The sequence below is a fragment of the Flavobacterium sp. WC2409 genome, from assembly GCF_041200085.1.
Lineage (GTDB): Bacteria > Bacteroidota > Bacteroidia > Flavobacteriales > Flavobacteriaceae > Flavobacterium.
Map to the genome: position 1 here is coordinate 1,825,516 of NZ_CP165625.1, position 22,704 is coordinate 1,848,219.

At 33.8% G+C, this 22,704-nt stretch carries 18 protein-coding genes; 15 read left to right on the forward strand and 3 right to left on the reverse strand.

Features of this window, described 5'->3' with window-relative positions:
* Nucleotides 1-7: 7 nt before the first annotated feature.
* Nucleotides 8-784, reverse strand: coding sequence for a membrane metalloprotease (locus AB3G34_RS07810; protein ID WP_369753998.1), 777 nt, complete (start codon nucleotides 782-784; stop codon nucleotides 8-10).
* Nucleotides 785-871: 87 nt separating this feature from the next.
* On the reverse strand, nucleotides 872-1,915 hold the full coding sequence (locus AB3G34_RS07815; RefSeq protein WP_367770464.1) for a hypothetical protein: 1,044 nt from the start codon (nucleotides 1,913-1,915) through the stop codon (nucleotides 872-874).
* 400 nt (nucleotides 1,916-2,315) lie between these two features.
* On the opposite strand from AB3G34_RS07815, the gene AB3G34_RS07820 reads away from it, so the two are divergent.
* The 7 genes from AB3G34_RS07820 to AB3G34_RS07850 all read left to right on the forward strand — a co-directional run bounded on the left by AB3G34_RS07820 (nucleotide 2,316) and on the right by AB3G34_RS07850 (nucleotide 8,925).
* On the forward strand, nucleotides 2,316-2,831 hold the full coding sequence (locus AB3G34_RS07820; RefSeq protein WP_369753999.1) for an RNA polymerase sigma factor: 516 nt from the start codon (nucleotides 2,316-2,318) through the stop codon (nucleotides 2,829-2,831).
* Between the two features lie 61 nt (nucleotides 2,832-2,892).
* Complete coding sequence (locus AB3G34_RS07825) at nucleotides 2,893-3,807, forward strand: FecR family protein (RefSeq protein ID WP_369754001.1); 915 nt, start codon at nucleotides 2,893-2,895, stop codon at nucleotides 3,805-3,807.
* The gene (locus tag AB3G34_RS07830; RefSeq protein ID WP_369754002.1) at nucleotides 3,794-6,322 is read left to right on the forward strand and encodes a carboxypeptidase-like regulatory domain-containing protein; all 2,529 of its coding nucleotides are present in this window, start codon (nucleotides 3,794-3,796) and stop codon (nucleotides 6,320-6,322) included. Before AB3G34_RS07825 ends, AB3G34_RS07830 begins: the two co-directional genes overlap by 14 nt.
* Before the next feature lie 361 nt (nucleotides 6,323-6,683).
* Nucleotides 6,684-7,145, forward strand: coding sequence for a hypothetical protein (locus tag AB3G34_RS07835; protein WP_367770476.1), 462 nt, complete (start codon nucleotides 6,684-6,686; stop codon nucleotides 7,143-7,145).
* Nucleotides 7,146-7,601: 456 nt separating this feature from the next.
* Nucleotides 7,602-7,907: a hypothetical protein gene (locus AB3G34_RS07840; protein ID WP_367770478.1), complete on the forward strand. Its 306-nt coding sequence runs from the start codon at nucleotides 7,602-7,604 to the stop codon at nucleotides 7,905-7,907.
* A 263-nt stretch (nucleotides 7,908-8,170) separates the two neighbouring features.
* Nucleotides 8,171-8,413 (forward strand): DUF1059 domain-containing protein, encoded by a 243-nt coding sequence (locus AB3G34_RS07845; protein ID WP_367753574.1) that lies wholly within the window; start codon nucleotides 8,171-8,173, stop codon nucleotides 8,411-8,413.
* A 113-nt stretch (nucleotides 8,414-8,526) separates the two neighbouring features.
* A complete protein-coding gene (locus AB3G34_RS07850) occupies nucleotides 8,527-8,925 on the forward strand; it encodes a DoxX family protein (RefSeq protein WP_367770481.1) in 399 nt (132 codons plus the stop codon).
* A gap of 115 nt (nucleotides 8,926-9,040) precedes the next feature.
* Here the strand turns inward: AB3G34_RS07850 and glmM are convergent, their stop codons facing one another.
* Nucleotides 9,041-10,438: a phosphoglucosamine mutase gene (glmM, locus tag AB3G34_RS07855; RefSeq protein WP_369754003.1), complete on the reverse strand. Its 1,398-nt coding sequence runs from the start codon at nucleotides 10,436-10,438 to the stop codon at nucleotides 9,041-9,043.
* A 97-nt stretch (nucleotides 10,439-10,535) separates the two neighbouring features.
* Between glmM and AB3G34_RS07860 the strand changes: the two genes are divergently transcribed.
* From AB3G34_RS07860 to AB3G34_RS07895, 8 genes are all read left to right on the forward strand, one after another.
* The gene (locus AB3G34_RS07860) at nucleotides 10,536-11,120 is read left to right on the forward strand and encodes an ACP phosphodiesterase (RefSeq protein WP_369754004.1); all 585 of its coding nucleotides are present in this window, start codon (nucleotides 10,536-10,538) and stop codon (nucleotides 11,118-11,120) included.
* Between the two features lie 26 nt (nucleotides 11,121-11,146).
* A complete protein-coding gene (ggt, locus tag AB3G34_RS07865) occupies nucleotides 11,147-12,832 on the forward strand; it encodes a gamma-glutamyltransferase (protein WP_369754005.1) in 1,686 nt (561 codons plus the stop codon).
* Between the two features lie 52 nt (nucleotides 12,833-12,884).
* Nucleotides 12,885-14,570, forward strand: a complete 1,686-nt coding sequence (ggt, locus tag AB3G34_RS07870; protein WP_369754006.1) for a gamma-glutamyltransferase — start codon at nucleotides 12,885-12,887, stop codon at nucleotides 14,568-14,570.
* A 3-nt stretch (nucleotides 14,571-14,573) separates the two neighbouring features.
* Nucleotides 14,574-15,248, forward strand: a complete 675-nt coding sequence (locus AB3G34_RS07875) for a DNA alkylation repair protein (RefSeq protein ID WP_369754007.1) — start codon at nucleotides 14,574-14,576, stop codon at nucleotides 15,246-15,248.
* Between the two features lie 35 nt (nucleotides 15,249-15,283).
* Entirely contained in the window at nucleotides 15,284-17,068 is a 1,785-nt protein-coding gene (locus AB3G34_RS07880) for a chloride channel protein (RefSeq protein WP_367753588.1), read from the forward strand.
* Nucleotides 17,069-17,146: 78 nt separating this feature from the next.
* Entirely contained in the window at nucleotides 17,147-18,100 is a 954-nt protein-coding gene (locus AB3G34_RS07885; protein ID WP_369754009.1) for a Fic family protein, read from the forward strand.
* Nucleotides 18,101-18,406: 306 nt separating this feature from the next.
* Complete coding sequence (uvrA, locus tag AB3G34_RS07890; RefSeq protein WP_369754010.1) at nucleotides 18,407-21,238, forward strand: excinuclease ABC subunit UvrA; 2,832 nt, start codon at nucleotides 18,407-18,409, stop codon at nucleotides 21,236-21,238.
* A 294-nt stretch (nucleotides 21,239-21,532) separates the two neighbouring features.
* Nucleotides 21,533-22,672, forward strand: coding sequence for a dipeptidase (locus AB3G34_RS07895; RefSeq protein WP_369754013.1), 1,140 nt, complete (start codon nucleotides 21,533-21,535; stop codon nucleotides 22,670-22,672).
* Nucleotides 22,673-22,704: the final 32 nt, after the last annotated feature.

Sequence of the window (22,704 nt, forward strand, 5' to 3'; positions counted from 1 at the left end):
TAAGTTTTTACTTTCCTCCGTTTGCTTTCAGGTCGGCTAAACATTGTGCATCCAGTTTTGGGGCTGTTCCTCCCGAAACCATATTAGTAATTCCGCTTCCTGATTCGGCTGACCAATACATCAAACAACTTTGTACATTACAATGTTTTGCATGATCTATATCTTCATGGTCGCTTTGCAGCTTTGCTCCTAAATTAGTTAAACCTAATATGTGACCAAACTCATGTGTCATGACCGTAGTTTCTAATAAACTTCTACTGGGCTTAAAAGGACTATCACTTAACCCTTGAATCGTTTTTTCGTAAATAACGAATGATGTATTTCTATAAGCCGTTCCCAGAACCAGTCCTGAACTGGTATTACTCGCTGATTCTCCATCTACAAAAAATGCCCACACAGCAATTTGATTTGAAGTATTGTATTTTGTTCTGTTCCCATCTTCAATGGCTATAATTTCTTCATTGGTAAAAGTGGCTTTACCTGAGGATGCAATTGCTCTTTTAACAATACTAATTCCCTGTGATTTATTAACTCTTTCATTAAGAAAACTGACAAAATTATTAATTGCAGCAGTCGATGGCTCATATCCTTGAACGTATACCACTTCAACAACCATACTTTTAAAAGTATCCTCAGCCAATAAATCATAGGAAGAACTTCCTGTTGCTTTTTTATTATTGGAAACTAAATTCCCTCCAACTGTAATATCATTTGAAGCATCTTGTTTAGAACAAGACAGCGTTAAAGCAAAAATCATGGCCAAGACTGCAATTCTTTTTTTCATTTTTTTTCTTTTTAATTTTTTATTTCAAACAACAGTTCCTTAATCAAAGTGAACTGTTGTTCAAAAATGTACTAATTCAATTAGTGATTATATTTGGTTTAAAACCAATGTTACACCCGCATTTGTAGTGCTTTGCAAAGTGATTGATGACGCACTGAAGCTTGATACTTTCCAAGTGTTATTCAATAAATTGAAAGAAGCGTTCCCTGTGAAATTCAATTTCAAGAAAACATCTACTTGCGAACTCATCGCATAAGTTCCTGTTGCAGTTGTACTCAAGGTGTTTACCACTTTTATTGACATATCGTTTGCGAAATCAATGGTATTGTCTTTGTAGGTATTAGCTGAATCTACTCCTGCACTTACAAAAGACTGTACTTTAAAAGCACCATTCACTAATATAGTTTCCAGTTTTTTTGAATTTTGAACCGCTTCCTGCATTGTAGCTTCCGTTTTAAGTGAAGCGTTTATAGCAGCTTGAAATTCAGCATCACTAGACACAGTTGTTTTTGTTCCGTCAATTAGAGTTACTGTCATTGGATATTTTACCGAGAATAACTCTGAACTACTCATTGTAGACATATACGCATATAATTGTTGTTCGGATGTAATAACAATACTTCCTGTTTGTTCTAAACTTATGTTATAAGTTAAAATAGTAATAGGAAAAGTAATATTTACAGATGAAATAGCATCTTGACCAGAAGATTGTGCCGTTGTACATGCATTTACAATAGCATTGTATTCTGCTTGACTATTTACAGTAACTTCTGTATAGTTACTCATTTTCACTTTTAATGGAAATTGAAGTGTAACTGAATCTTGATCATTGTTAAACTGTCCTAAAATCGATATTACTTGTGTATAATCCAATTGGCTTAAAAGAGTAACCTTTGTATCATTTACTGTTGCAGTTACAGGTAAAACAATGGAAGAACATGAAGCACCATCAATAAAATCATCAAATGAACCATCATACATCGAAGTACGTTTTAGGTTATTAGCTGTTGTTGAGTTAGCAGCATTTGTGTTTGGGTTTTGACCTTGAACATCATTAACTTCACTTTGACATGATGTAAAACCTAATATTGACATTAATGCGATTCCTGTAATAATTCTTAACTTTTTCATAATTTTATTTTTAATGTTTTGTATCACTATTGACGTTTTTTACGCCTTTCTATTAGTAAGACAACTAACATTATTTTTACCCTACCCAAATTTTAAAAAAAATATAAAAATTTATAATATCCCTTTATACTTCCTATTGGTTTGGAAGCAAAATTATCCAAAATATATTTTAGAACTATTATAAAATTATCATTAGAACTTACACAATTATTGGAGAAACCAAAAACTATATCAAATAGCGTAATGAAATATATCCCATATTTTACGGTTCTTAATACAGTTCTTTTTTTCTATTGTTTCCTACCGATTATCCATAAAACAAATTGGGAATTTAAAATCAAAACAATAGATTCAAAAAATATTTTACTTTTACAATCTATTAAAAACGAATTTGCATGCAATGACCGACGAAAAAACGAATCTTTGTGACGAAAAGCACTTCAATCACTTTTATCTTAAAAATGTACAATCGGCTACGAATTTTGCTTATTACAAATGTGGTGATAGCGATGCGGCTTTAGATTTGGTTCAAGATGCCTTTACCAAAATATGGGAGAATTGTTCCAAAATTGATTTTACAAAAGTGAAAACCTATTTACTTACAACTGTAAATAATTTATTTTTAAACACTATTAAGCATAAAAAAGTGGTTCTGGCTTACGCCAAAGAATCTCCCAATCTCGACATTACAAATCAAAGTCCTGAATACCTATTAGAAGAAGAAGAATTCAAAGAGAAACTTCAAAATACTATTGCCTCATTAACAGAAGCACAACGTGAAGTGTTTTTAATGAATCGAATTGACGGTAAAAAATACCGCGAAATTGCCGAGTTACTTGATATTTCACAAAAAGCAGTCGAAAAAAGAATGTCCAGTGCACTCAAAATATTAAAAGAGCAGATCGAAAACATATAAATAATTGATTTGTAGTAGGGTAATTCCATAATGAGTTGTCTTACTATTATAGAGGTTCAAAATGAAAAACGAAAAAGAAATACTAAAATGGCTCAATGGGGAACTCTCCAATCAAGAAATTGAAGATTTAAAACAATCGGAAGGATCGGACACGTTGGAAAAAATCGCTCATTATTCATCACTGTTGGAAACTCCAAAAGTAGATGCACAAAAAGCATTAGACCAATTCAAAGCCAGAGACAAATCTAAAAACGAAACTAAAGTTCGAACACTACACTTTAAAACTATTTATAGTATAGCTGCCGCTATCGTTGTGTTATTAACCAGTGCCTACTTCCTGTTTTATAATACTACAACCGCATTTGAAACACAAATAGCCCAAACTAAAACGTTCCACCTTCCGGATGATTCTGAAGTATTATTGAATGCGGCTTCAAAAATAACTTTCAAGGAAAAAGAATGGGAAAATAAACGTGATTTAACCTTAGATGGAGAAGCGTATTTTCAGGTAAAAAAAGGACAAACCTTTAGCGTCAACACTGCTGATGGTGTTGTTCAAGTGCTAGGAACACATTTTAACGTAAAGCAACGCAAAAATTATTTCGAGGTGAGTTGTTTTGAAGGCTTAGTTAGTGTAACCCATAATAACGAAACCGTTAAGCTACCACCAGGAAAAACCTTTAGATTGATCAATAATAAAATTGAAGATGTACCTGATTTTAATGCCCAAAATCCTTCGTGGATGCAAAAAGAATCCAGTTTTGACCGCATTCCTCTAGATCAGGTTATAGCCGAATTAGAGCGCCAATATGATATTAAAATAAAAACCGAAGGCGTGGATACTTCTAAATTGTTTACAGGAAGTTTTACCCATACAGATCAAAAAATAGCATTAGAAGCCATTACAATTCCGCTTAAACTAAGTTACAAGCTACAAGGGAAAACCGTTATATTTTACAACTATGGAGTGCAATAAATGGGTCTTTTATTTTTTATTGCTCCTAGGAAGTATAAGTTATGCGCAAAAAGCGACTGATAAAATTCCGCTTACTCAAGTTATTAGTACAATCGAACAACAGTTTAATGTGAAATTTTCTTATGCTGTTGAAGATGTCGCTGGAATTACTATCGAAAAACCAGCAACTACACTTTCATTACCACAAACAATTGATTACTTGAACGCCAAAGTGCTGTTGAACTTTAAAGCATTAGACAACCGCTATGTTACTGTTTCTGTTCTTAACAAAACAATATCGATCGCTGGTGTGGTCCTTTTAGAAGATTCGAAAAATCCTTTAAATGGAGCAACAATAATCGCTGATAATCAGGTTGCAATTACAACCAAAAACGGGTCTTTTAATTTAACAAATATTCCAATAACTGCTGCAGTTACTATTTCATATATCGGTTTTGAGTCTCGAGAATACAGAGCAAACGAATTATTTTCGAATCAAACAAAACCCAAAGAAATACTTTTAAAATCCAGCAATGAAGAACTGAATCCCGTTTTAATCAATGTGTATTTGACTCCGGGATTACAAAAATACTTAGACGGAAGCACCGTTTTAAACACTAAGAAATTCGGAATCTTACCGGGTTTAATTGAACCTGACGTATTGCAATCGATTCAAGCATTGCCAGGCGTAGAAAGTACGAATGAAAGTATTGCCAACATCAATGTGCGTGGTGGCACAAATGACCAAAATCTAATGGTTTGGGACAATATAAAAATGTACCATTCAGGTCATTTCTTTGGACTTATATCCGCCTATAATCCCAATTTGACTAATAAAGTTATTGTTACTAAAAATGGAACCAGTGCAGAATATAGTGATGGGGTTTCCAGTACCATCAATATGTTTACCAATGATGAAGTGAGCAATTCCTTTTCGGGCGGTGCAGGAATTAACTTAATCAATGCTGATGCTTTTTTGGCTATTCCCATAGCTAAAAACTTAGAAATTGACATCTCTGGAAGGCGTTCTGTAACGGATCTTTTTAACACGCCAACGTTTACCAACTATTACAAACGAAGTTTTCAGGATAGTGAAATTAATGCCGACAGCCATCAGAACAATACCAATTCGGATTTTTACTTTTACGATTATACCGCTAAAATTTTATTTGATCTCAACGAAAAAAACCAATTTAGAGCAAATCTTATTGGAATCAACAACGCCTTGAATTATACAGAATACAATGCTAATGACACTAATTCCGAAACCAAAGCAAGCACGCTTTCGCAAAAGAATATTGGGTTTGGGGGAAACTGGAAAGCACAATGGAATTCTAAATTCAGTTCCAATCTGATTACGTATTTTTCCAAATACAATATTGATGCTGCGGATTACAGAATAGAAACAGCTCAACGACAAACCGAAGCCAATGAAGTATTGGAAACAGGAATTAAATTAAATACCCATTATAAAGCCAACGAATACTTTACCCTCTTGGCAGGTTATGAATTTAATGAAACGGGTATGCTCAACCAGACCACCGTAAGTGCTCCATCCTACTCTAGCACTAAGAAAGACGTACTAGATAATCACGGACTATTTACGGAAGGAGAATACCATAAAAACAACACCTATTTCAGAATTGGCGTTCGCTTGAATTATTTTCAAAAGTTTGATAAATTACTCGTAGAACCTAGGATAAACATCAGGCAGCAACTATCCAATCAATTTGCACTAAAACTGGAAGGGGAATTTAAAAACCAAACCGCTACTCAAATTATTGATTTTGAAGATGATTTTCTAGGTGTTGAAAAAAGACGTTGGGTATTAGTCAATAATCAAAGTATTCCTATTGCCACAAGCAAACAAGGTTCTTTTGGTGTAGAATTTAATGCCAATAAACTCAATATTGACCTGACTGGATTTTACAAAGTGGTTAATGGCATCACTGCGTCCAATCAAGGTTTTTATAATAATTTTCAATATAAAAATGCTCATGGAAGCTATACCGCAAAAGGAATTGAGTTTTTGGCTAATAAAACGGCAGGAAAATACAGCACTTGGTTAAGCTATACTTTTAGTATTAATAATTATGAATTTGATAGTTTCACACCCAATACATTTCCAAACAATGTAGACATCAGACATTCTGTTTCTCTAGGTTTCAATTATGATATTGTGAAAAATTTCAAACTCTCAGTAGGTGGAATTTGGCGAAATGGACAACCGTACACGGTACCATTAGAAGGTAATGAAACAGTGAAAAATGGTAATACAACCATGGTGAATTACGATTCTCCTAATAGTAAAAATTTGGATAATTTCATGCGTCTCGATGCCTCTTGCAGTTACCAGTTTAATCTTGCAACCGGAATCAAGGGAATCCTTCGTGCTGGAGTGATTAATACAACCAACGAAGACAATGTAATCAACCGGTATTACAAAGTAGACCCAAATGATTCTAATAAAACGATAAAAGTGGATAACAAATCCCTTGTTATGACTCCTAATTTGAGTTTTAGAGTGAATTTTTAATAGTATATCTTTTAATTCATACATTCCATTTTAGCTATTTTTATACGAATAGTCTTAAAGATAAATCCCTGTTCTTGTAAAAAGAATGCTATATTTGATTAAAATGCACTACTTAGTAGCGACTATATACAAGTTGACTGTTAGTTTAGAAAACCGAATTAAAAGTAAAATGAAATCTATTATAAAACATAAGATTTTCAAGGGATTAATTTTAACAACAATTCTTTGTTGTTCAATTGTGATTATTTGCTTTTTCTTTTTCTCATCTAGAGTTCAAATATAAGTTTGATATAAAAGCATTCATTGGAAAAGATTATTATAGTCTAAATTGGACAGAACATAAATAAAAAAACTTTAATTAATGGAAGCACTTTGGATTTTTCCTCTGTATTTTGTTTGTCCAATAGTTGGCATAATTTTACTAATCTTTGGCATATTTCAATATTATAAAAGAAAAGATAAATCTAGAATCATTACCGGAATCTTTTTTATTTCATTGCCAATCATTCATTTATTTTTAATGGAAGTAATTCAAAATAATTTTGAAAAAAATGTAGTTGGACATTATAATATCCTCGGAAAAAACGAAATAGTTTTAAAGATCAAAATTGATGGAACTTTTGAACTTAACAATTTACTTGGATTAAAACAGCAGGGAAAGGGTAAATGGGACATATTTAGGGGTGATATTACAACGCTTGATTTACACTTTAAAAATAATCAAGAAGCAGATGTTTCTTTTGAAATAAATGATGAAAAAAAACATCTAAAATTAACATCTAGTCCTTTCGAAAATTACCCTTTCGAGCTAATAAAAAAATAAAATATATTAATAACTAAGCGCTTATATTTAGTTGCACTTGTAGCACAAACCTTAAAACCGTATTAAACGGAACCGCTCTACATCCATCCCCTATGAGTTTAAAATCAATAAGTCATAGCAATTTCAAGAAGCCATTGTGCTTCTTTTTTTTTTAGTCTTTTAATTAACAATCCTTTAGTCCTATTTTTTTTATTTATAAAACTACGGATGTTAAAAAACATCTATTTAACTGTTATTTAATACTTTAGATTTTTTAATATTTGTATTTTTAATAAAAATAAAATTGGAGTACCCTACTAAACTCTTATTTATTTAGTTATTAAATACTTTTCCAGAATAATTACCAACTACTCCTATAAATGAAATATAATTTTATAAAAAGTGGAGACCAGAAACCATTTTAAAAACGGGGCGTTATCGAAAAGCCAAACGAGTAGAAAATAAAATTACTACAAAATGGAAAATAAGAAAAAAGTTATGGTTCAATTTGACTTTCCTGGAATGTCAGTAAAGGAATACGATCAAATATGGAATGACCTTCGTGCCGCTGGACATCAAAACCCACAAGGATTGATTCACCATGCTGGTGCTCCAACCGATAAGGGCGTCAAAGTAGTTGATGTATGGGAAAACGCAGATAAGTTCAATGAGTTTGGACAAGCGCTAATGCCAATTCTAAACAAACACGGTGTCAAAGAACCTAAACCCGTTATTTTACCGCTACACTATGAATATAATAATGCCAAATCAGCGGTATTATAACCCAACCCAATCGCATTTAAAAAATAAAACTCTTTCAAAACAAGCATTTGAAAGGGTTTTACTATTTATAAAAACAGACCTTTTTAAACTTAATCTCAATTGTTATCTTCTAAATACTTTTATCAAAACCAATCAATTTGTATTTTAATTCCTTTATATTTACAGTATAACACCGTATTATGACTAAAATATCTGCTTAGTTTTATCTTAAATAGAATTTCAAATCTGCGTATTTAGTCCATTATTAATTAAAAACCAACCTTATGAAAACAATGACATGTAAACAACTAGGAGGAGCGTGTGATACTGCATTTCAAGCTAAAACTTTTGAAGAAATAGCTGAATTGAGCAAAAACCACGCTATGGAAATGATTCAAAAAGGGGATGAACCACATAGTAAAGCTTTGAGAGAAATGCAAGAACTCATGCATTTTCCGGAAGGAATGAATGCATGGTTTGAAAACAAAAGAAAAACTTTCGACTCTTTGTCATCTGATAAAATATAATAATCATAACAAAACATATAAATAGTACAACTAAATAAATGAAGTTAATTAGTTTTAAAGTACTATTCTGTCTTTTCATCTCTTCAAAAAAACACTAATCAATTATTAATATTATGAATAAAAATACCAATCTAGCCTTATTAATACTTCGAATTTCAGTAGGTGCATTAATGTTATTTCATGGAATCGCAAAACTAGGAGGCGTATCATTCATTGAAGGTATGTTAGGCGAAAAAGGGCTACCCTCTTTTCTAGCCTATGGGGTTTATATCACTGAAATTATTGCACCGCTCCTAATTCTAATTGGGTATAGAACAAGATTAGCCTCTGTAGCCTATATTTTTGGTTTATTATTTGCTACCCTATTAGTACACACTGGAGATTTATTTTCTTTAAACGAAAATGGTGGTTGGCAATTGGAATTAATAGGTTTATACCTTTTAGGTGCCCTTGCTTTATTCTTTTCAGGTAGTGGGAAATATGCAATTTCAACAACAAATAAATGGGATTAAATAAATTAGTGCTATTACTTTTTTTTAAATTATGTTCGTTCCATTTCAAGCTTAAAAACAAAACCCCTTTCAAAATAAAATTTGAAAGGGGTTTACTATTTAATAAATACGTCTTTTAAATTCCAGCTACCGCTTTTATTTCATCTATAATGCGCAATGCTAACGTATCCGCTTGAGCTTGCGTAGGTGCTTCTGTATAAATACGAATAATCGGTTCCGTATTTGATTTTCTTAAATGCACCCACTCATTAGCAAAGTCAATTTTCACTCCGTCAATTGTAGTGATATCTTCGTTTTTATACTTCTCAGTCATAGCAACCAGAATAGCATCAACATCAATTTGTGGTGTCAATTCAATCTTATTCTTACTCATGTAGTATTCTGGATAGGAAGCACGCAAAGCAGAAACTGTCATTTTTTTATTGGCCAAATGCGTCAAAAACAACGCTACGCCTACTAAACTATCACGACCATAATGCGATTCCGGATAAATGATTCCACCATTCCCTTCACCACCTATAATGGCATTGTTCTTTTTCATTAAGTCAACTACATTTACTTCACCTACAGCCGATGCTTCATAATTCCCGTTATGCTTGTTTGTCACATCACGCAAAGCACGAGAAGACGACATATTAGAAACTGTATTTCCTGGCGTTTTACTCAATACATAATCGGCGCAAGCCACAAGGGTATATTCTTCTCCAAACATTTCTCCGTCTTCACAAATGAAAGCCAAACGATCCACATCTGGATCAACAACAACACCTAAATCTGCTTTTTCTTTAACAACTAATTCCGAAATATCAGTCAAATGTTCTTTTAGAGGTTCTGGGTTATGAGGAAAATGACCATTAGGTTCACAGTATAATTTTACTACTTCCACTCCCATCAATTCTAGTAATTTAGGAATAATAATCCCTCCAGATGAATTCACACCATCAACTACCACTTTAAATTTAGCTGCTTTTACCGCTTCAACATCCACTAATGGAAGATTCAATACTTCATCAATATGAATATCCATATAAGCATCATTCTCTGTAATTTCTCCTAAACTGTCTACATCCGAAAAATCAAAAGCTTCAGCCTCAGCAATAACAAGGATTTTTTCTCCTTCAATTCCATTCAAGAATTCCCCTTTTCCATTCAATAACTTTAAGGCATTCCATTGTTTTGGATTATGAGAAGCGGTAAGAATAATTCCACCATCTGCATTTTCCAAAGGAACTGCTATTTCTACTGTAGGAGTTGTAGATAAACCTAAATCAATAACGTCAATTCCTAATCCAATCAAGGTATTTACTACTAAGTTATGAATCATTGGTCCTGAAATACGAGCATCACGACCTACGACTACTTTTAGTTTAGCATTTGTTCTTTCTAGTGTATTGTTTTTCAACCAAGTACCATATGCTGAAGCAAATTTTACTGCATCCACTGGCGTTAAGTTATCTCCCACTTTACCTCCTATAGTTCCACGAATTCCTGAAATTGATTTTATTAAAGTCATTTATATCTATTTAAATTTTGAGTGATTTATTTATAATTTCCACAAATATAATAATTGACAGTTTAAAAAAGTCAATTAGAATTCATAATTTAGGCGAATGAATTTTCTAGCACACATCTATCTTTCAGGCGACAATGATTTAATCAAAATTGGCAATTTTATGGCTGATGGTATTCGAGGGAAACATTTTGAAACTTTTCCCTTGGATGTGCAAAAAGGGATTGTCTTGCATAGAGCCATTGATACTTTTACAGATGCCCATCCCGTTTTTAGACAAAGTACTAAAAAATTGCACAAAAGATACCATCATTATGCTGGTGTAATTGTCGATGTGTTTTACGACCATTTTTTGGCGAAAAACTGGACTACTTATTCTGATGAAAATCTCGAAGAGTATATACAACGTTTTTATCAATCTTTAAATGATAACAAACCAGTACTTACTGAAAAAACGATTGGGTTAATGCCCTATATGATCAAACAAAATTGGTTGTTGAGTTATCAAACAGTAGCTGGAATAAATCAAATTTTAACTCAAATGGACAGTCGAACAAAAAACGAATCCCAAATGCGTTTTGCTACCGAGGAACTTCAAGAATTTTATGTAGATTTTGAACAGGAATTCACTGATTTCTTTGAAGATTTAAGAGCACATGTAATACAAAAATTAACAACCTTATAAAACATATAATAAACCACAACCAAACCATGAAAAAAATAATTCTATTCCTTTCCTTAAGTATTCTAGGCTGTAAGTCAAATGAAAAAGTAATATCCCCAACTGGTCTTGTAACAAATAAAGCAATGGTTGTTTCAGCACGAGAAGAAGCCTCAACAATAGGAGTTGCCATAATGAAAAAAGGCGGAAATGCATTTGATGCTATGGTTGCGACTGAGCTGGCTTTGGCTGTTTCTTATCCGCAAGCTGGAAACATAGGTGGTGGTGGTTTTATGGTATATAGAAAAGCAAACGGAGAAACGGGGGCCTTAGATTATAGAGAAAAAGCACCTTTGGCTGCATCGAAAGATATGTTTCTAGATAAAGATGGAAATGTAATCGAAGGTAAAAGTAGAGAAACTGCATTTGCTTCAGGAGTTCCTGGAACACTCGCTGGTTTATTTGCCGTGCATAAAAAATACGGTTCTTTACCGATTGCGGAAATTCTGGCTCCCGTAATCGCTTTAGCTAAAAAAGGAGTCGTTGTCACCGATCATCAAGCAAAAAGCTTATCTGATTATAGAGCTACTTTTATTAAAACCAATGGCCCAAATAGTTTGTTTTCTCAAGAATATAAGGCGGGAGACACTATAAAATATCCAGCACTAGCTGCCACTTTACAAAGAATATCTGATAATGGTCGTGATGAGTTTTACAAAGGGGAAACGGCTCAAAAGCTAATTACTTTTTTGAATAACAAAGGAGGTAATATGACTGTTAAAGACTTAAATACCTATGAAGCAAAATGGAGAACACCAATTACTTTTAAATACAAAGATTTAAAAATTACATCTATGTCTCCGCCTAGTAGCGGTGGAATTTGTTTGAACCAAATAATGAAAATGATTGAGCCTTTTGATCTGGCACAAATGGGACACAACAGCGTGAAAGCAATTCAGGTAATTACAGAAGCCGAACGCAGAGCGTATGCGGATAGAAATTCATTCTTAGGCGATCCTGATTTTGTACAACTTCCTGTAAAAGAACTATTAGATTCTACTTATATCAAAAATAGAATGAGTGATTTCTCATTCGATAAAGCATCAAAATCTTCTGAAATTGGAAAAGGTAAAATCCCAGGCTACGAAAGCAAACAAACCACACATTACTCTATAGTAGATGCCGAAGGTAACGCCGTTTCAGCTACAACAACTTTAAATGATAATTATGGCTCTAAAATATACTGCGATGAATTAGGCTTTTTTCTAAACAATCAAATGGATGATTTTAGTGCTAAGCCTGGTGTTCCTAACCTCTATGGCCTTACAGGCACTGAAGCGAATAGTATCGCTCCAGGAAAAAGAATGCTAAGTTCTATGACCCCAACTATTGTAGAAAAAGACAAAAAACTATTCATGGTAGTTGGAACTCCAGGAGGATCTACTATTATCACCTCAGTTTTACAAACGATTTTGAATGTATATGAGTATAATATGAGTATGCAAGAAGCGGTTAATGCTCCTCGTTTTCATCATCAGTGGTTGCCTGACGAAATCACATTTGAGCCCAACTCATTTGATAAAGAACTATTGAAAAAAGTAAAAGAAAAAGGATATAAAGTCAATGAGACTAATAAAGAAATAGTGGGTCAGGTTGATGCAATTTTAATCTTGGCCAATGGAAAATTAGAAGGTGGTGCAGATAAAAGAGAAGACAATAAAGCCGTTGGTTTTTAAAATTAATTTATAATTTATTCTATTCCAAAACAATTATTAAAATACCCCAGAAATGAAAAAAATTATTATTCTACTTAGTGTCATTTGTTTCGGTTGTAAAGCTCAAAACACTTCAGTAAAACCAACAGGACTGGTTGCCAATAAAGCTATGGTCGTTTCGGCACGAGAAGAAGCTTCTAAGATTGGTGTCGAAATCATGAAAAAAGGCGGAAATGCATTTGATGCTATGGTTGCCACAGAATTATCTCTTGCTGTTGCTTATCCTTATGCAGGTAACATAGGCGGTGGCGGCTTTATGGTGTATAGAAAAGCCAATGGAGAAACGGGGACTTTAGATTACCGTGAAAAAGCACCATTAGCAGCTACAAAAGATATGTTTCTTGATAAAGAGGGAAATGTAATCAAAGGAAAAAGTACTAAAACGCCTTTGGCCATAGGAATTCCAGGAACTATAGCTGGTGTTTTTGCTGTGCATAAAAAATTGGGTTCTTTACCAATGGCTGAAATTTTGAAACCTGTTATCGAGTTAGCTGAACGCGGAGTGATTGTGACTCACAAACAAGAAGAACGCTTAAATGAATACCGAGAGGAACTGACAAAAATAAACGGAGCTAACTCTGTTCTTTCTAAAGTGTATAAAGAGAATGACACTATTAAATATCCCGCTTTAGCAAAAACGTTAAAAAGAATCTCAAAAAATGGAAGAGATGAGTTTTACAAAGGAGAAACAGCAAGAACATTAGTAGCTTATTTAAAAGAAAAAGGAGCTATTATTACCATGGAAGATTTGGCGAAGTACGAGGCCAAATGGAGAAATCCCATTACGTTTAAATATAAAGATTTAAATATTATTTCTATGGCGCCTCCTAGCAGTGGTGGTATCTGCTTGGCGCAAATTATGAAAATGATTGCTCCTTATGATTTAGCAAAAATGGGTCACAATTCGGCTCAAGGAATTCAAGTTATTGTAGAAGCTGAGAGAAGAGCTTATGCTGATAGAAGTTACTTTTTGGGTGATCCAGATTTTGTAAAAATTCCGTTGAAAGCGTTAATGGATGACACCTATTTAAAAGGAAGAATGAGTAGTTTTAACGTGGATAAAGCCACATTATCCTCTGATATAAAAGAAGGAAAAGTGACTTATAATGAAAGCATGGAGACCACCCACTACTCTATTGTCGATCAGTTTGGTAATTCAGTTTCGGCAACAACAACACTGAATGCAGGATATGGTTCTAAATATTATTGTGACGAACTGGGCTTTATGTTGAATAATGAAATGGATGATTTTAGTTCAAAACCAGGAACCCCAAATATGTTTGGATTAGTTGGGAATGAAGCCAATAGTATCGCTCCCGAAAAAAGAATGTTGAGTTCTATGACTCCAACGATTGTTGAAAAAAACGGAAAATTATTTATGACCGTGGGTTCACCAGGAGGCTCTACTATTATCACTTCGGTATTACAAACCATTTTGAATGTATATGAATACCAATTGAGTATGCAAGATGCGGTAAATGCACCTCGTTTTCATCACCAATGGTTGCCTGATTTAATTACTTTTGAACCCAATACTTTTGACGTTAAAACATTAGAAACATTAAAAGAAAAAGGGTATTTGATTAACGAAAAAACGACTCCTGTTATCGGTAAAGTTGATGCTATTCTTGCACTTCCAAATGGAAAACTGGAAGGTGGTGCTGATTTTAGAGGGGATGACAAAGCAATAGGATTTTAGATTATGCATTTTATTAGTGAGCTAGAAAATACTTTTCAAGAAAATAGCCATGCCGAAAATGGTTTTGCTATGGCAAAATACATGAAAAATAAATTTACTTTTTTTGGGATAAAAACGCCCGAAAGAAGAAGTCTTTTTACAGCAATTTGGAAGAAAAACAAAACAGAAGTCACCGCTAACGCAAGAGCAATAGCGGTACTTTTATTTGAAAAGAAAGAAAGGGAATTTCATTACTGTGCCATAGAAATTTTAATCAAAGAACTCAAAGGGAAATACCAATATGAAGATATTGAACTTATTAAGAAATTAATTACAACCCATTCTTGGTGGGACAGTGTGGATACTATTTCTAAATATATTTTAGGTCAATATTTAGTTGAGTTTCCAAAATCTATTCACTTAATCGTAACTGAATTTTCAAATTCCGAAAATATGTGGTTGAATAGAAGTGCTATTTTATTTCAACTAGGGTATAAAACAAAAACCAATTTTGATCTATTAAAAAAGGTTTGTCTGCAACATCAAGATTCCTCCGAATTTTTTATTCAAAAAGCAATTGGATGGTCATTACGAGAATATGCCAAAACAAATCCAGAAGCCGTGAAAAACTTTGTTGCGGTTGCAACCTTAAAAAATTTGAGTAAAAAAGAAGCCCTAAAAAATTTAAGTAATGCTTAAAATAATAGTAATTTAGCATTTTCAAATAAAGATAAATGTTCAAAAAATTTAGATCTAAATTAGAAAGCATAATTGCTTGGTCCCAATCCATACTGACAGAAAAGCAATTCATCTTCTTATCTAGCGTATTAGTTGGTATTACTTCCGCATTTGCCGTAATTGTTTTAAAGACATTTGCCCACTGGGTTTTTTCATTTGCAACTTATATCAACGGAATTTTAAAATTGAGTTTCATCAATAGTGTCTTACCCATTGCCGGACTTTTACTTACCGTTTTTGTAGTTAAAAGAGTACTAGGTGGCTCCATTGAAAAAGGAACTTCACAAATATTATACGGTGTAGCAAAGAAGGCCAGCATCATCCCCAAAAAACAAATGTATGCACAAATACTTACTAGTTCCCTTACAGTAGGTTTAGGAGGATCTGCAGGACTGGAAAGCCCAATTGTAGTTACTGGTGCGGCTTTTGGATCTAATTATGCTCAAAAATACAAGCTGAGTTATAAAGACCGAACTTTACTCATAGGTTGTGGAGTAGCCGCCGGAATTGCTGCTGCATTTAATGCACCTATTGCGGGAGTTTTGTTTGCAATCGAATTTCTACTAGTGGATGTGAGTATCTCTGCTTTTACACCTATTATGATTGCTGCTGCAACAGGAGCACTTGTATCCGAAATTGTATTGGATGAAACAATCTTATTAAATTTTAGACAACAGCAAGTTTTTGATTACCACAAAATACCTTTTTATATTCTTTTAGGAATATTTACTGGATTTATTTCTATTTATTATACCCGAAATTTTCAGAAAACGGAGCACTTTTTTCACCGACTCAAATTAAACCCTTATAAAAAAGCTTTACTAGGTGCCTCCATTTTAGCCGTTCTAATATTCATTTTCCCTACTTTATTTGGAGAAGGTTATGAAAGTATTAAAGTATTATCTGATAATGATCCTGGAAAATTATTAGAAAACACCCTTTTTAGTGATTTTAGAAATAATAGTTGGGTTCTACTAGCATTCGTTGGTTGTACAATGATGTTAAAGGTTTTCGCCACGGGAATTACATTAGGTTCTGGAGGAAATGGAGGGAACTTTGCCCCTGCTTTATTCTTGGGTTCTTATCTTGGTTATTTCTTTTCAAAATTTATAAATTTAACTGGACTTACAAAATTACCCGTTAGTAATTTTACCATGGTAGGAATGGCTGGAATTTTGAGTGGCTTGTTTCATGCACCGTTAACAGCTATATTCCTTATTGCTGAAATCACAGGTGGCTATAGTTTAATGCTCCCACTAATGATTGTGGCGTCTATTAGTTTTGCTATTTCAAAACGTTTTGAAAAACATTCGATGGACGTAAAAGATTTAGTTCAAAAAGGACATGCTTTTACAAGTAATAAAGATACCAATGTACTTTCAACCCTAGACACTAATTCTATCATACAAACGGATTATTTAACCATTTCTCCAGATGAAAATCTAGAAAAATTAGTTGATTTAATATCACATTCCAATCAAGTGATTTTTGCTGTTGTTGACAATGAAAAACATTTATTAGGTATAGTTCATTTCAATCATATCCGAGAAATTATATTTAATTCTTATCGTGTTAAATACACTTTGGTCAAAAATATTATGTCAACCCCTGCAGAAGTTATCTATCCTTTTAATAGTATGGAGACGGTTATGAATAAGTTTGAAAGATCCAAAATGGCTTTTCTCCCTGTTATTAAAGATGAAAAATACCATGGATTCATCTCAAAATCTATTGCGTTAGAAGCTTACAGAACCAAGTTAAAATCAATGACCATCGAATAAATTCAATAAAATAGTTTATTTTAATATCGGATAGGTTAATTTTGTGATATTCCCGATAATAAGAGTATCTTTGTAGTTATGTGGAAGATAGATCTAAGCTATAGAGAAGAATTTCAAACAACCTTTGATCGTTTGTATGAAAAAAAGCAAGTTTTGCAAACCAGCAGACCCTTGCCCAATATCGCTTTGAATAAAATCAAAGAAAGTCTTTCCATAGAATGGACTTACAATTCTAATAGTATTGAAGGAAACACACTAAGTTTAAGAGAAACTCAAATGGTCCTACAAGAAGGAATAACCATCAAAGGAAAATCATTACGAGAACATTTTGAAACACACAATCACGATAAAGCAATCGATTATTTATTTTCAATTGTAAACGATGATTATGTATTGCGCAGTATTGATATTTTATCATTGCATGGACTAGTTTTACGTTCCATTGAAGATGATTTTGCAGGTCGCTTGCGCAATGGAGGTGTACGAATTTCTGGAGCTAATTTTGTCCAACCAAATGCCAATAAAGTCTCTGATTTGCTAGATGAGTTAATAGATTTTATCAATACAAATCCGCTAGGTCTTAATGATATTGAGCTCGCGGCAATTTTTCATCATAAACTCGTTTGGATTCATCCTTTTTTTGATGGAAATGGTCGTACGGTTCGCTTAGCTATGAATTTATTATTGATGCGTTGTGGTTTTCCACCTGCGATTATCTTAAAAAATGACCGCAAGAAATACTATGAAGCACTCAACCAAGCCAATGGTGGTAATTATCAAAAAATGACCTTATTGATGTGCCAAGCTTTGGAGCGTACGCTTAATATCTACTTGAATGCACTTCCTGGTAATGATAATGAATACATTGAAATTTCGAATCTTGTTCAAGAACCAGGGATGGCTTATGGTCAAGAATATATTAGCTTATTAGCAAGACAAGGTAAAATAGATGCTTACAAAGAAGGTCGTAACTGGCTTACTACAAGGGAAGCTGTCGAAAATTATATGACTACAAGAAAAAGAAAACGCTAACACAATTGTTAGCGTTTTTGTATTTAACTCTCAAATAAAAATTTAGTGCTCAATACAAATTCCTCATTTCAACAACAAAAGCCTCTCTCTAGCCCCGATTGAAGTGGAAATCCTTGTGGGGCAAGTGTTTTGCCACACAAGATTGAGACGAAAAGCGGGAAGACAACCTAATTGAAAACTAAATCGTACTGCTCCTAAAAAACAACAGCTTTTTTCTAAAAAATGCACTCCATTTTAACATAAACTTCTAAAGTGTTCTATGGAAAGAATAAATCAAAAGGTTAACTTTGCTTTTTTGCAAAAATTATGTTAGACAAAGACAATACCATAGAAGTTCAAGGGGCACGCGTTCACAACCTTAAAAACATAGATGTTTCGATTCCAAGAGAGAAACTAGTTGTTATAACTGGGCTTTCGGGTTCTGGGAAATCCTCATTGGCTTTTGATACTATTTATGCCGAAGGACAGCGTCGTTATGTAGAAACATTTTCGGCTTATGCACGACAATTCTTGGGCGGTTTAGAGCGTCCGGATGTCGATAAAATTGATGGACTTTCGCCTGTTATTGCCATTGAACAAAAAACGACTAGTAAGAGTCCGCGTTCGACCGTGGGAACTATTACAGAAATATATGATTTCTTGCGTTTGCTTTATGCTCGTGGCGCCGATGCTTACAGTTACAACACGGGTGAGAAAATGGTGAGCTACAGTGATGAGCAAATTAAAGACTTAATTACCCATGATTTTACCAATAAACGCATCAATATTCTGGCTCCAGTAATTAGAGCTAGAAAAGGGCATTATGGCGAATTGTTTCAACAAATTGCCAAGCAAGGTTTTCTAAAAGTTCGTGTAAACGGAGAAGTTCGCGAAATTACAACTGGAATGAAACTGGATCGCTATAAAACACACGATATCGAAATTGTTGTGGATAGAATGCTAGTCGAATACACGCCCGACAATCAAAAACGATTATCAGAAAGTATTAATACAGCCATGCATCATGGAGAAAATGTGTTGATGGTGCTGGACCAAGATTCTAACGAAGTACGTTATTTTAGTAGAAATTTAATGTGTCCTACAACGGGAATATCCTATCAAAATCCAGAGCCTAATTTATTTTCGTTTAACTCTCCAAAAGGAGCCTGTGATCATTGTAATGGTCTGGGAACGGTAAATGAAATCAACGTTAAAAAAATTATTCCTAATCCTAAATTATCTATTAAAGCAGGGGGTTTTGCGCCTTTGGGCGAATACAAATCCTCTTGGATTTTTAAGCAACTGGAAATCATAGGAGAGAAATACGATTTTAAAATTACAGATCCCATAGAAAAAATTCCAGAGGAAGCGATGGAAATGATTTTGAATGGTGGGAAAGAAAAATTCACGATAAACTCGGCTCTTTTGGGAGTTGCAAGAGATTATAAAATTGATTTTGAAGGTATTTCTCATTTCATAAAAAACCAACATGATGAGAGTGGTTCAACTACTATTAAGCGTTGGGCCAAGGAATTCATGGACGAAATAAAATGTCCCGTTTGTGAAGGATCTAGATTAAAAAAAGAAGCGTTATTCTTTAAAATAAACGAGAAAAACATAGCGGAATTATGTGATATGGATATTTCTGATTTGACTGCATGGTTCCATGATTTAAACACCCATTTATCAGATAAACAAAAAAGAATCGCTACCGAAGTTATTAAAGAAATCAAGGATCGATTGCACTTTTTGATGAATGTAGGTTTGGATTATTTGGCTTTAAGCCGAAGCTCAAAATCGCTTTCTGGAGGAGAGGCACAACGCATTAGATTAGCCACTCAAATAGGTTCTCAACTAGTGGGAGTTCTTTATATTCTAGATGAACCAAGTATAGGTTTACACCAGAGAGACAATGAAAAACTAATTCATTCCTTGGAGCAATTACGCGATCTTGGAAACTCAGTTATTGTAGTAGAACATGATAAAGACATGATTGAGCAAGCTGATTATGTGATTGATATAGGTCCGAAAGCGGGAAAATTTGGTGGAGAAATTATCAGCATTGGTACACCTGCCGAAACACTTCAATCCAATACTATTACTGCTCAGTATTTGAACGGGAAAATGAAATTAGAAATTCCCAAGAAAAGAAGAGAAGGCAACGGAAAATTCATGAAATTGACTGGCGCTACCGGAAATAATTTAAAAAATGTTACTATTGACTTGCCTTTGGGTAAAATGATTTGCGTCACTGGAGTTTCGGGCAGTGGGAAATCAACGTTAATCAACGAGACCCTCTACCCTATTTTGAACGCCTTTTATTTTAATGGTGTCAAAAAACCAAAACCATATAAAAAAATTGAAGGACTGGAACATATCGATAAAGTAATTGATATTGACCAAAGTCCTATTGGTAGAACACCGCGTTCTAACCCTGCCACCTATACCGAAGTATTTACCGAAATCAGGGCTTTGTTTACCAAAACTCCCGAAAGTATGATACGCGGTTATAAAGCAGGACGTTTTAGTTTTAATGTAAAAGGGGGACGCTGCGAAACCTGCGAAGGTTCAGGGGTTCGTACCATCGAAATGAACTTTTTGCCCGATGTGTATGTAGAGTGCGAAACCTGTCAAGGAAAGCGTTTCAATAGAGAAACATTAGAGATTCGGTTTAAAGGAAAATCCATTTCGGATGTATTAAATATGACGGTTGATGAAGCGGTTCCTTTTTTTGAAATGATTCCTAAAATATATAGAAAAGTAAAAACCATACAAGATGTAGGTTTGGGATATATCACGCTAGGTCAACAAAGCACTACCCTATCTGGTGGTGAAGCGCAACGTATAAAACTGGCGGGAGAACTGTCTAAAAAAGATACTGGAAATACGTTTTATATTCTAGACGAACCTACCACAGGCCTGCATTTTGAAGACATTCGCGTATTGATGACTGTAATTAATAAACTGGTAGACAAAGGGAATACCATCTTAATTATTGAGCACAATATGGATGTTATAAAACTAGCCGATTACATCATCGACATCGGCCCAGAAGGTGGAAAAGGTGGTGGAACACTAGTTGCCAAGGGAACTCCTGAAGAAATCATTAAAAACAAAAAAAGTTATACGGCGCAGTTTTTAAAGAAAGAATTAGAATAATTATAATCCGCTGCAAGGCGGATTTCCTTTTTATATCCATTAACATCCCATACATGAAAAAACAAATATGCTTTTTCAACACTTCAAGCGCCTATTAATTTACTAGATAGAAAGTGGTAAAATACTATTTCAAAAAAAACAAACCTTAAATTAAACCTTTTTAAAAATCTTAAGTCCAAAAGATAATTAATTTACAAAAAGGAATGCTGCTAATTCACCTAGCTAAATTGTGTTGATTTTCAGTATTTCAAAAAAAGACCATGCTTATTAATGACAACTCAAAGCTAATAATACATGAAAGATAACATGGACAACAGTAACCTAGGATGGTCAAGACGAAAATTTATTATTAGTGCAACTGGAGCTGGAACAGCAATTGTGTTGAGTCCTTTTTCAAGTTGGGCTTCGAGCAGCAAAGAATTTGACCCAAGAATAGCCAAAATAGTAGCTAAAACTTTTGGAATTGACACTCACAGCCATATGGATGTGCCTTATAGGAAAGAAGAATTCATTGGGCAGAAATATAATTTAGCCGAGCAAATGAAAACATCAGGTTTGACAGCAGTATGTATGACTTTTCAAGTTGATCGCCCTGATTTAACAAAAGAAGGTGAAGCTTACGAAAGATTCAACACATGCTTAGATGAAATGGATGAAATTTTAAAAAGAAACGATATCAATCGTGCTCTTAATTTAAATGATTTAAAAAAAGCTAAAAAAGAAAATAAACCTATTGTCATCCAGTCTGTAGAAGGAGGTCATTTTATAGAAGGGGAAATAAAACGTATCGCAATTGCTTATAATAGAGGAGTCAGACATTTAGGATTGCTACATGACAATCAATCTCTTATACCGTTAGGCGATATTTATACTGATACCCCTAGATTTGGAGGACTTACAGAAATGGGTAAAAAAGTAATAAGAGAATGCAATAGTCTTGGTATTCTAATTGACCTTACCCATTGCAGTAATGATACCATAAATGATGCACTACAATTATCTACAAAACCCATAATTATTTCTCATACTGGACTTGATACTCAATTAGGAAACGACCCTAAAATGTCCAAAATGATGAGGCCAAGGCTCATTAGTGAAAAACAAGCCAAAATTGTTGCAAAATCTGGAGGAGTAATTGGAGTTTGGACACATCTTGCCGAATCACCGATGGAGTATGCACAAAATATAAAAGCGATGGTAAATACTATTGGTATTGACCACGTTTGTTTAGGAACTGACACTAAAATGGTTGTCCCAGAGGGTTTCATTAAAAGACAAGGTGGCACAACTAATACTGCATGGAAAGAACAAAAAGAAGGTTTTTATTATGTTGTTGTAGATGCCTTATTGAAAACAGGTTTTAATCAAAATGATATTGAAAAAATTGGTGGTGGTAATTACTTGCGTGTTTTTGATGCCGCAACAAAAAAGTAATAAGATCATTTAAAATAGAGTATTTGAGACCT